The organism is Bacteroides sp. MSSM.1001136sp1_RTP21357st2_D2_RTP21359_211015 (genome assembly GCF_040913205.1).
Lineage (GTDB): Bacteria > Bacteroidota > Bacteroidia > Bacteroidales > Bacteroidaceae > Bacteroides > Bacteroides ovatus.
Genome location: NZ_JBDFVF010000065.1, coordinates 1 through 10449 on the forward strand (window position 1 = coordinate 1; position 10449 = coordinate 10449).

Consider the following 10449-nt stretch of genomic DNA (forward strand, 5'->3'; position numbering starts at 1 on the left):
GCCTCACTAAGGCGAGGGGTCTGTTCCCTGTTATAACAACCTGTAAAATAGAGAATAGCTGATAGTCCAATTATAATTTTATATTTCATATTGCGAATATTAGGAGTAACAAACACATTTCGATGCGGAAAGCTTTTATTAGAAGAAATATAATTATTATTACATTCTTTGTATCTCAACAGAAACCATAAATACTTTTTTTGCATGATTCCCTGCATGATAGTTCTCAATTCCTATATATACCATTTCCAAAAACAGACAATAACCAAAAAGTTATAAAATATGCAGGCTTGGGAGTTTAGTATTCTTCATCTTATTATCAACTTTAATTATGCGCTGCTTTATACCATAATGTATTTTCTTTCAGCACAGTCATAGGATTGTCACTCGGATCGGATGTTGTTATACCGGAAAATGTATTGATAGGAATAATACCTTTGGCCATAGTGTAGAAATTTTTTGTATGGGTTTTATATGGAACAAGATGATTTAGCTGCTCTCTAAATTGGTTTAATAATATAGGATCGTTACAGAGTGAGGTTATATAATCTGCAAAATCATAAAATATTACAGGAGTATAACCATCTAAACGTTGGATTGTTCCCCTCAGGGATTTGTCAAAAGAATATTTACTATTGATACTTTTTATGATGGCTGCCATATTCTCCAGTTCTGAACAGTCCGTTACTGCTAATGTCCCACAAGGCATTATTTCATAGGTTGAATAAAAATTGTAAAATTCTTCACATCCCGATTGATAATCGGGATTCCCCAGTAAATATTCCCCAATAGCGGCATAAGGCATTCCGTATGCCATCATCTCACTGGTAGAACCAATCAAATATTTTGTAACATCCTTTAATTCATAGGCAACCTCTATAGATGACATATAACAGTCATCAAATAGAATATATTCCATTTTCATGCCTGCATTAGCAATACCGGAGGCTAGAGATTTTATATCTGTTTGGTATTCGGCGGTCAGTCCTCCAAAATAACGTGTCAATGGAACACCCTGATATTCCCAATGCATTTTCATGTGAGGTGCGGAACGCACTTTCATCTCATAAACAGGAAGCCATCCCATACCGTGACATCCTATAATCATGGTATAAACAGAAGCCGGAGCAAATGCCTTTACATCATTTAAAATTGCTGTTATCCCATCGATTGTCGTAAAAGGCGGAGACTTATATTTTTTAAGTATTTCACGTTTACATCTCCCGTGAGAAGACACAATTTCAAACATCATGGCCTCCGTACTACCGGTAGAAATAAAAACAATTACTTTCTCATTGTTCAGCCCTATTTTCGTTATACATTTTTCCAGGTCAGATATGTTATTATAAAAATAGTTCGTCAAATTTGAGGACCATGGCAAATACATGAATAATGTTTTCCGGTTGGCTTCTATCTTTTGATTTTCCTCCTTCTCGCATGAAGAAAAAAGTAAAATTCCTCCCAATAAAAAGATAATGCTAACCTTTACGTAGATTTTTTTCGTTGTTTTCATCCTGCAAATTGTCCAATAACTCATTATTACTTTTTTATTATAGCCTTCCATTGTAAAATCTCTATTTTATCTTAAATGTGAATTGTAAATAACCATTTCCTGATATTCATAGAATCAAATCCTCTTATAATCTTACAATATTATGACTCATTATCTCACAATATATTGAATATTCTAATAAACAGCATGAATTTAATCGTTTATAACACGAGATGATTTTCTTTTCAATGCCCTATGGCAGTTCTCATTGGAGGCACTGCCGAATGGCACTTGTTTCCGTTTCATTCTTGCAAAAAAAGATGAAACGGTTTAACAGGAACAACTGCCTGTTGAAACAATACCGGCACCAATGTCACAACAGGCAGTTTTATGGTTACTTATGGCAGTCCAAACCGATTTTCAAAGCCAAATCGCTCCGGCTTCCACATCCCCTGACTTATAAGTGTAAATTATAAACTCTTCAAGCGCTTCTTTCCATGTAAGATTGAAGGTTCCCATAATTGAATGTATGGCACGATTACTTTTTTCATCAAGCCCGTCTTCTTCCACCCCTTCGGGGTTCGTGTCTTCGTCTACCCCCACAGTCTCTTCACGGCTCCAGAACACCACTACCGGAATGTTTAGGTTGATATCCCATGTACCACGCTGGATCAATATTCCGGAAGGTTTATAGAACGGATCAAAAGTACCTGTTTCCGGATTGCCCTTGGATTTGTAGCCGTGATAAAGACGAATTTTCAGGTCGAATTCCTTACGGTCTTTCAAAAAACGGATAACTCCTTTCAAACCTATCGGGTTACTGTCTCCTGTTATTTCAGCTTCCTTGCTATGTTTGGTCTTGTCCCAGGGGGTAGTGTCCACATAAAGATAATCCACCAATTTCTGCGGTTCATTGTCATCGGCTTCCGGCTGACCGTCAAATGTGGGTTTTACATTTTCAGGCGTGAAGAAATGTTGATGAATATTATCCTGCCCGTTTTCTATAAACTGGCTGTTCATCAAATCTCCTTTGGCGTTATAGTAATAGATGAACATCAAATAAACGGGAGCCGGGGTGTATTTCCCATAAGTATAGTAGTCTCCATTTTTCTGCACGTAGAACTTGCTTTGACTGCCTTCGGCAAGCCTCCAACCCTTGCCGGCTTTCAGCTCATAAGTTATTTCCTGAATACGTTTCATGTGCTTGGCCGGAGATTCCGGATTCTGGTGAGGTCCACCGACTTTCTGTATTTCATTCCAGTCTGCATGCAGGTGACATTCCACAAGACGGATAGTCATTTTGGAAGGATCTTCATGCAATTTATTATCTGTCTCATTTTCAGGAATTACAGGATCTTTACTGCATGAATTGAACAACAACGAAAGAGCTGTTCCTATCAGGAACATCAATGCGATTTTACATACAATTGTTTTCATTTTTTATTTATTTGGTTAATAATAATTGTTATAAATCAAAAACTCCAGTTCACTACACAACGTACATCAGATCCCATGTCATGTGCATAGTAGCGTGAACGGTTAGTGTATTCTTTATATTCTTTGTTCAAGATATTGTCTGCCGCTATCATGAATTGTAGTTTGTATCCGTATTTTACAGGACACTCAAAGCTAGCAGCGAACCCCAAGAGGTGGTATGCCGGAGGGGTATAGGGAATAAGATCCGTATTCGAGTCAAACCGGGTCTGTTTTGCCACGAATCGATGTCTGATACTCAAACGTAATTTGGAATGCGATTTGGTTTCGTGAAGCCATGAGAGGTCATGGCTGAAACGGGAAGAGGGGATATAAGGAAGGTAATTTCCTGTCGTCTGTTCATTTGCCCGTATAAAAGAAGCAATCAGGTGATAATCCCATGAATTTATGGGCATGAAGTGAAAGTCAAAATCCATTCCGCGAAAGAAAGCCGGGGTCTGTTTGTATTGGAATACAGGGTATACCCCCGAAATAACAGTGATGGTTTCTTTCTTCGGTTCATCATAGATATAGCCGCTTATCCATTGCAGGTAACCGTCCATTCGGGCACTGAATACCTTATTGCTGTAACTGATGGAAGATATCCATTTATAGCTCCTTTCGGAGTGCATGGTAGAATCTCCTTTGACAAACATTCCGGATCCGAGTTCATTTCCGTTGCTATATAATTCATACACGTGAGGAGCTCTCCAGGCCAGCCCGAAATTAGTGGTGAGCTTCCATTGGTCAGAGAAATGATGATGACCTCCCAGACTGTATGATACGTTATTGAACTTTCTTGTTCCTCCATAGAGACTTCCTGTCCAGTCATAACCACTGGCACGGGTTTCCTGTCCGTCAAAACGAATACCTGCTTCAATTCCTCCTTTACTGTAATTATACTTCCCGATACCATATATTCCCATCTGTGTCTCCGTATAGTTGGGAATAACGGGAACAATACCTGTTCCTGCCTGACTGTGATTATCAATGAACATAATTTGTCCCCCAACCTCTGTTTGCCATGAATTATAATTCAATTTCCAGCAGAGAGAGTTTTGTAATGAGTTTAAGTGCAGGGAAACAGCTGGAATGTCGGAACCCAGACGCCGGATGCGGTTTTCCTGTCGGTCGTCCTTCTGCCAGGAACTTTGCCAGTAAAGATTTCCTGCGTTCCGCATACTGAACTTCATTTTACCAATGGCTGTCTGATGGGTAACTTTTTGATATGGGTATGCGATACTTCGCGTGAAAGGATCTGTGTACAGGGGACGTCCCAATCGGATACGTTCTGCCAGCAGATCTTCACTTCCCATCTGGGCACTGAACATTACTCCCGTCCGGTTGTAAAAGTGACTGTAGAATCCTTCTATTCTTAAACGTCCACGGTCATAGCCGAGTAAAGCGGAGGTATGATGTTCTCTGGCTCCAGTGTTATTTAGAAGATAGTTTGCGGTGGAACGGTCTCCGGAATTTGAATATGTCCCCTGTACTCGCCAGGCAAGGTCACGGAGAAAAGGGAAAGTGCCTTCCAACTGTCCGGTCAGCACATAACGGTGACCATTACTTCCATAAAGTATGGAAGTCTTTCCTTTCAAGGCCTTCTTCCGGAAGGGTAAGGGAGCCTGTTCCATGACAATAATTCCTCCCAAAGCTTCTGAACCATATCGTACCGCGTCAGAACCTTTTATCACCCGAATGGAAGCGTTTCCGTTCATATCCACTTCAGGAGCATGATCAACTCCCCATTGTTGGCCTGTCTGGCGGGAACCATTGTTTATGATTAATATCCGGTTGCCATACATTCCTTGGATGACAGGTTTGGCAACTGTCGTCCCCGTACTGATGGAACTTACGCCACTGACCTGTTCAAGCAGAGAGGTGAGAGAAGTTCCCAATGCGCGATTGATTGCGAAGGAAGTAAGGTTGTTGCTTACCGTATTCCGAGTCACTCCGGAGCACTCACCGGTAATAATGACTTCTTCCAGAATTTTTATCTCCGGATAAAGATATACTGTTTGAATATTCACCTTTTTGAATGCCTCACTCAAATATATATATTGAGATTTGTAGCCCAAACTCTGTACAAGAACTGTATCCTTGGAATTTGTCTTCCAAGGGATAATGATTCTTCCTCCGGTTGAACTGGCAAGGGGTTGATTCTCCAATAAGATGTAAGCTCCTTCAATCGGACGTCCGGTTTCCTTATCTACAACCAACAGTGTCCTATGTGTATCTGATTGCTGTCGGTATTTCTGTGCATACATCCTTGTAGGAGATATTGCACACAGCCAGACAATGAATAGACACACATATTGGAAATATGCATGAAATGTCATACTTTACGAAAATTGTAATGAAGTTATAAATTGTTTAAGATAACCAAAGGGCACAGCATCCCTCTTTCACATGTCATCTTATAATGCATGCAACCCATGAGAGGGATTGTAATAGTTGGACAGGAGGAGCGCGGAGAGACAATAGGGGAAAAGTAACAGTAATGTCCTTCTCCTTTTGGATAAGATATTCAACGGGGTTCTCTGTCTGAACGCAATTGTACTCAAAGCTCTCGGCTTCGGTAAATGAAGATAAAGTGAACAGGCAGATAGCACATTTATCGGCAGAATCATGATGGGAAGATTGTTGCTCATCATGAGATATACATAAATCTTCTTTGTGAACATGAAAGGCTTTCACAAAGAAGAAAGGCATCATAGTCAGCAACAATAAGCATGCCACTATGGCTCTGTATTTCCGCTTTTTTCTTGCATTATCCATTAGATTGTAAAGATAGCAGATTGCATAATTGTACGCAATACCTATAAATGATGATTTTACGATCAAGTACGATTAAATATATTGTCCCGATTATTTTGATATGGGAATCAAATAAATCGACACATCGTTACCGGCTGTATGATAACAGGCTATAATAAATCTTCCTATTTTTATTCCTGTTCATATTGGAGGGCCTGTGTAAGATGCCCCCTAAAACCAAAATGATTCTTCTCCCAGAAAATATTCAGTAATGATCTCTTGATAAGTTTTGACCGATGAGCATTATTATTTTAAAATCAAGTACTTCGATTCTCATATAATTGTTTTTAAATTCGTTTAAAATTGAACGGTGTCCAATTGTTACGATAATACTTCAGTTCACGTTGATATTTCGAGGACGCAAAGTACGGCTCATTCCCAAAGCATAAGAGAAAGGATTGATGTCGAAATCGCGTTCAAATGTTCCGGTTACCATATTCTTTCTTTGCGGAAGTGTACCTGGAAAGTTTTGGTTACGCCAATTTCCTTGTACAGATATGCCAGCTTTTATCTTGTCTTCATTCCAATAGAAAGATTTTTTTATATTTATTGGTCGAGAGAGGCTACTACTACCCTCCTGAAGTTAGTAAACGGAATCATTTTTTACTTCCTCTTTTTTTCTTATTGTTGTGCATTAATAAATAAAGCTCTTGCAAGAAAAAAAAGGAATATTTTTGTCTTAGATATCATTGTGAATTTCAATTTAAATATAAACACAATATTGGACCGGATCAATTTGTCACAAATCATTTTATAACGAAGAAGGTATGTGTATGGACATATTAAAAAGAATAGCGTCACTCGTCAATACCAAATCATTAGCACCAATCATTTGAAAAACAATATACAAAAAACGCTTTCCGCCAATCTCCTTTAATTGGGCGGAGTTAAGTTCAAATCTTACATTATCCAAATATATATCCTTTACAGAAGAAAAGAGACCATTCAAGACGTTCTTGCTCCATTTATTCTTTTCCCATTGCAATGAATCATGATCCTTAATTACAAATTCCACATACTGTATCCATCTATCTATAGAATTGGAAAACTTATTTTTCACATCACCATAATTACTATTCTTAAGTTTATTTTTCACAAACTCATGCAAATCCGGTGTTGAGTAGGCTATCAACTCATTCTTCAATTCACTTAAGGGTTTAAAACCGGTGAATATTTTATCAAATTCTGCAAGCAACAAGCCACCATTACCCTTTGCATACATGCTTAAATGTAGTGTAAGCATGTTGCCTGTGTCGCTTTTTTCTTTCAGAGTTGTACTGATTTCCACAGCATACGCACTTTCATCATATGAAAAAATGTGACCATTAAATAGAGATGGATTTTCATATATCCCTCTCATATACTTCTGTTTTATAAAATCTGTATTTACAGTAACCTTTCCTTCATAATATTTATTCTTGTCAAACAGAAGTGATATTCTTTTTTTAGACCTACTATTATTGTACCTAAGATAGAAAGAAAGCTGATTTTGCTCATATTTTATATCTTCAAGAACCGTCTTCTCAAGATCTTCCAGAGTAAAAAGATATTTTTCTCCCCCTACATTTATAGAATAAAAGTCCACTAACCGGCCTAAATTCTCAATTGTAAACATGTTCACTTTATGTAATCTGTAAAAGCTATCAAAATCAAGCTTTGCATAATAATCAGCATTTGCTTTCCACTCAGCTTGTGCACCATTAACCATTTGATAATCGTCAGGTTTGCTCACAAAGCCGGTAAAAGTGAATTCATTCTTAAAAGGTGAACCATTTACCGTGCCTGTAACATATAGCACAAATGAGCCTTTTTGATAATCTTTCCTTTTCACTACAGCCTCAGTTATTTTTATCATTTTCCCGTTTATCTGCAGCGTCTCTTTCTGTGCTTCAACAAGTCCTAACGCAACATTTATATCTCTAGACATATCAAATCTAAAATAAGCTGCAACATCCTCTTTAGCCACAGCGGGAACTGATCCGGATTGTTCACTATGAGATTCTTCCTGTTGCCTGGGATGTCGATTCCGGGATTCAATCGGATCATTCTCACCACAAGCAACTAATAACATTATACAGACAAGAAATAATAGGCACCTTTTTATGTTAAAATTTCCTACCTTAAACAAATCACATGTCCTATCACACATAAACATTACTGTCTTTTCAATATATATTGTGCTGCGAGCCGCCCGCTATTGTTGAAGATTTCCGTACTGTCAGACAAGACCACTGCGTCGTCGAGAACTTTATAATATGTTTTGGCACCCGATGAAGGAGTAACCAGTTCAATGATGTTTTCGCCTATCATATTATATACACCGCTCTCTTCAAAAATACCATTCTCCTCACCCAGATACTCACTCCGCAAATCATAAGTTGCATCACTATTAATTTTCAATGTCGTTTTGATGCCACCACAGTCGGCACAAGGTAATATGCCTTCATAGGTGCCATAACAATCTTTGTTTTTGCTATCCACTACTCCGGCAGCACTATTTTCTTGTTGTTTATATTTCTTCCCAGATCCAACACAGCCTGATGTTACTATTATCATGGCTGCTACCAATAAATGCAATTTAATCAATTTCATAATTTAAAATATTTAACATATAATTTGAGGTTAATTATAACTCGCAAGATCATTATATACAAAGACTTATTGTAAATGCATAGCAGTATATAACGAAATTATCTTCGTCTCACTCGCTATGCATTACAATAAAATTAGAAAAAAAAGAAAACTATTTAACCGTCACATTGATAGTTCCCGTTTTCTTATCCTTATCTGTAACTGTAATAGTAGTTTTTCCTGCCTTAACTCCTCTTATGTTGACTTTATTTTCCTTGACTGATACCGTAGCAATATTGACATCTTTCGCAACGGCAGAATATGGCTGTGCACCACCTTTTACTGTTACTATACCATCTTTTCCAACACTCACAGTAATAGATTGTTTATCAAAATCCAGTCCTTTTGGAGTTTTTGGGGTCTCTTTTACAGTTCTTACAGTTACAGCAACTTTTCCTGTAACTCCCTTCCGGTCCGTAATAGTTATCATTGCTGAACCATCTTTTACACCGGTAATTACAATCGCATTTTTATCTGATTTCGCAACTGCGATTTTTGCATCACTTGATTTCGTCGTATATGGTGCAGTACCATTACTAACAGACACAGTAACCGTTTTACCAACTGCAACTTCTACTTTATTAGGACTGATTTTTAAATTGGGCTTATCATCATCCTTATCACATGATACCAATACAAAAGAAGTTAAGCAACAAATCACTAATGCCATCGATTTTAAAAAAGGTTTAGTTTTCATTTTTGATAAATTTAAATTAATAGATAAAATGCTAATGAGTACTCATAAATAAAAAAGTCAGATTTTTCTTACTTTTTCTTTGCCAGCAAAAATAATAAAGCGAAATTGTATTTGAATTATAAAATGATTTTAAAAATCTAACACCTCAATTCATATACATCTAACAATCAACACCTTAGTGTTATGAAACATTATTTTATCTCACATTGAACTAACATCTGTTCGAAAAGCATAAAAAAACAATATTATTCCAATATCAAACTTAAAAAAATATGTTTCACATTGCTAATTCTGATTATATGGTCAATCTTCATAATAGAGTGATACACTATTATAACACCGACTGTTACAGTATCCCTAACAGTGTTTGAAAAAGACCCTTTTTATGATATTTCACAAATACCATATATTCCCTATAATATTATTCTTAATTAGTGAATGAGCCATTCAAAGTAAAAATTGAATGTATTTTTAGCATATTCTATAAAAATCAAGAAAGGATGGCCAATTCAAAAAGTATTTTATCCAACAAACGGAACATTCTTTTTACAAGTTGAAGGTGGTATCACTCAACTATAATTGTGGATGATCAAAAACGTGTGTTCAAACCATACACAATAAATCTTCTATAGCACAAGATTTCTTGAACAGCAAGAGATAGGTACTCGCAAGTCCACGACAAAACGTTTTCCGAGGGGATACTGACGAACTTAAGGATATTGAAATGAGGTACCATACAAAAGTCGGTTGTTGTCACCAATATTATCTTAAAATAACTCATCTACAAAAGCTATGTGTTGTGACATCGTATTGTTAAAAAAACATTGTCATAAACGTCTGACGTCTCTTGATAGATTTACTTTTAGAGGGTATCATATAGCTATCTTCCATATCGTTTCGAGTCGCTTTCTGTACTCATTTGATATCATTCAGGCCATACTCTTGAACATTCACTCATGCAATAGGGGCACTTAAGTTCTAATAAATAGATTATCTCGCTAGCAGTCTCATCTCTCACCACACAGCTAGATTTATTATAAAGTTAAATTCAATGCTCGTGCAAACGGCTGTTTGTTCTGATTTAATGTACTCTTACTCTTTGTTTGAAGGCACAAAGATATAATGAGTATCTAATATTCAAATAAACTTTGTTTTAAGACTTTTTATGACACAAACAAATACGAATGATTTGAAAAATAAATTGATTCTCTTTCATAAGATGTTCTTTCCTATAAGTTAATAAAAAAAACACTTTATATAATTTTCAATAGTTCGTTAAAAATTCGCCACGCCTAAGCGGCTCTGGCAGTAAATAAAATGAGTTCTTTGAAAAGTTTGT

At 36.8% G+C, this 10449-nt stretch carries 7 protein-coding genes and 1 pseudogene; all 8 read right to left on the reverse strand.

The window, feature by feature from the left end; translation table 11 throughout:
* Positions 1-325: 325 nt before the first annotated feature.
* Positions 326-1513 (reverse strand): clostripain-related cysteine peptidase, encoded by a 1188-nt coding sequence (locus AB5217_RS24465; protein WP_008771494.1) that lies wholly within the window; start codon positions 1511-1513, stop codon positions 326-328.
* A 399-nt stretch (positions 1514-1912) separates the two neighbouring features.
* Positions 1913-2929, reverse strand: coding sequence for a hypothetical protein (locus tag AB5217_RS24470; protein ID WP_032844898.1), 1017 nt, complete (start codon positions 2927-2929; stop codon positions 1913-1915).
* Between the two features lie 35 nt (positions 2930-2964).
* Positions 2965-5304, reverse strand: a complete 2340-nt coding sequence (locus AB5217_RS24475; protein ID WP_004318683.1) for a TonB-dependent receptor — start codon at positions 5302-5304, stop codon at positions 2965-2967.
* Positions 5305-5377: 73 nt separating this feature from the next.
* The gene (locus tag AB5217_RS24480) at positions 5378-5743 is read right to left on the reverse strand and encodes a hypothetical protein (protein WP_008017067.1); all 366 of its coding nucleotides are present in this window, start codon (positions 5741-5743) and stop codon (positions 5378-5380) included.
* Between the two features lie 286 nt (positions 5744-6029).
* Positions 6030-6329, reverse strand: a pseudogene (locus AB5217_RS24485) (hypothetical protein); the annotation flags it as partial.
* A gap of 204 nt (positions 6330-6533) precedes the next feature.
* Positions 6534-7937, reverse strand: a complete 1404-nt coding sequence (locus AB5217_RS24490) for a hypothetical protein (protein ID WP_004318688.1) — start codon at positions 7935-7937, stop codon at positions 6534-6536.
* On the reverse strand, positions 7937-8374 hold the full coding sequence (locus AB5217_RS24495) for a copper resistance protein NlpE (RefSeq protein ID WP_004318689.1): 438 nt from the start codon (positions 8372-8374) through the stop codon (positions 7937-7939). The genes AB5217_RS24490 and AB5217_RS24495 overlap by 1 nt, the downstream gene beginning before the upstream one ends.
* A gap of 151 nt (positions 8375-8525) precedes the next feature.
* On the reverse strand, positions 8526-9110 hold the full coding sequence (locus AB5217_RS24500; RefSeq protein WP_004318691.1) for a pilus assembly protein N-terminal domain-containing protein: 585 nt from the start codon (positions 9108-9110) through the stop codon (positions 8526-8528).
* Between the last annotated feature and the right edge of the window lie 1339 nt (positions 9111-10449).

What these genes read in the sequence shown, in the direction of transcription:
- AB5217_RS24475 (WP_004318683.1), bottom strand. Translation starts at nt 5,304, where the DNA reads ATGACATTTCATGCATATTTCCAATATGTGTGTCTATTCATTGTCTGG.
- AB5217_RS24480 (WP_008017067.1), bottom strand. Translation starts at nt 5,743, where the DNA reads ATGGATAATGCAAGAAAAAAGCGGAAATACAGAGCCATAGTGGCATGC.
- AB5217_RS24470 (WP_032844898.1), bottom strand. Translation starts at nt 2,929, where the DNA reads ATGAAAACAATTGTATGTAAAATCGCATTGATGTTCCTGATAGGAACA.
- AB5217_RS24490 (WP_004318688.1), bottom strand. Translation starts at nt 7,937, where the DNA reads ATGTTTATGTGTGATAGGACATGTGATTTGTTTAAGGTAGGAAATTTT.
- AB5217_RS24500 (WP_004318691.1), bottom strand. Translation starts at nt 9,110, where the DNA reads ATGAAAACTAAACCTTTTTTAAAATCGATGGCATTAGTGATTTGTTGC.
- AB5217_RS24495 (WP_004318689.1), bottom strand. Translation starts at nt 8,374, where the DNA reads ATGAAATTGATTAAATTGCATTTATTGGTAGCAGCCATGATAATAGTA.
- AB5217_RS24465 (WP_008771494.1), bottom strand. Translation starts at nt 1,513, where the DNA reads ATGAAAACAACGAAAAAAATCTACGTAAAGGTTAGCATTATCTTTTTA.